This window comes from Pseudomonas sp. NBRC 111139, assembly GCF_001753955.1.
Lineage (GTDB): Bacteria > Pseudomonadota > Gammaproteobacteria > Pseudomonadales > Pseudomonadaceae > Aquipseudomonas > Aquipseudomonas alloputida.
The window spans coordinates 1-1,173 of sequence record NZ_BCBP01000006.1; the positions used below are offsets into that span (position 1 = coordinate 1).

The following is a 1,173-nucleotide window of genomic DNA, read 5'->3' on the forward strand; positions in this document are numbered from 1 at the left end:
GGGATGCTCCGATCAACTTGTCGTGCAGCCGCGGCAAGTTGCAATTTTCCAGGCACCTACAGCGTCATTGGACGAAAAGTGACCGAAAAATCATGTACGGAGAGCTTTTTCGACCGGTTCTCCGTGTTAAACGCGAACCTCACCCATACCCATGAGCTGTTTTCGAACCCTCCACAGGTTTGCCAGGGCGAACAGCGTGGTCAACTGAGCCGTGTTTTTCATCAGCCCACGAAAACGTATTTTCACGTAACCAAACTGCCGCTTGATCACGCGAAACGGATGCTCGACCTTGGCCCGTGTCTGAGCCTTGCAGAACTCGATCTTGCGCTTGGCTTTGTACAGTACGCTGCGCTGGTTCAGCTTGGAATAGGTGCTGCGACGCGCTGCAATCTGCCAGATCACCCCCCGATTTTCATGCTCTTCGCGCCTTTCGACACCGGTGTAACCGGCATCTGCATACACGGCGTTTTCTTCGCCATGCAGCAGTTCAGCCACCTGCGTGACATCGGCCACATTGGCAGCGGTGCCATGGACGTGATGCACCAGGCCGGACTCGACATCGGCACCGATGTGCGCCTTCATCCCGAAGAAATACTGACCGCCTTTCTTGGTCTGGTGCATCTCGGGATCACGCTTGCCTTCTTTATTTTTGGTCGAGCTGGGGGCATGAATAATGGTGGCATCGACGATGGTGCCTTGGCGCAGCGACAGGCCTTTTTCCTGCAGATAACCATTGATGACCGCAAGGATTGCCGGTGCGAGCTGATGCTTCTCCAGCAAGTGCCGGAAGTTCATGATCGTGGTGTCTTCGGGGATTGGCGCGCTCAGCGTCAGGCGTGCGAACTGGCGCATGGGCGTGATTTCGTAGAGCGCTTCCTCCATGGCCGGGTCGCTCAGGGAGAACCAGTTCTGCAACAGATGGATGCGCAGCATGGTTTCCAGAGGATAGGGTTTTCTACCGCCGCCGGCCTTGGGGTAGAACGGTTCGATCAGCTCCAGCAGACCTGCCCAGGGCACCACCTGATCCATTTCGGCGAGGAAGCGCTCTCGGCGGGTTTGCTTGCGCTTGCCGGCGTACTCAAAGTCGGAAAAGCTCATCTGGCTCATGGGCGGCTCGGATCAGGTGTTGCGGGGATTCTCGCATAACTGAAGGCTTGTTCGGAGATTCCCTAG

General features: G+C 56.6%; 1 protein-coding gene. It reads right to left on the reverse strand.

The features are described from left to right. Positions 1-126 precede the first annotated feature (126 nt). Complete coding sequence (locus tag BJQ17_RS00045) at positions 127-1,107, reverse strand: IS5-like element ISPa41 family transposase (RefSeq protein ID WP_003117291.1); 981 nt, start codon at positions 1,105-1,107, stop codon at positions 127-129. Positions 1,108-1,173 lie beyond the last annotated feature (66 nt).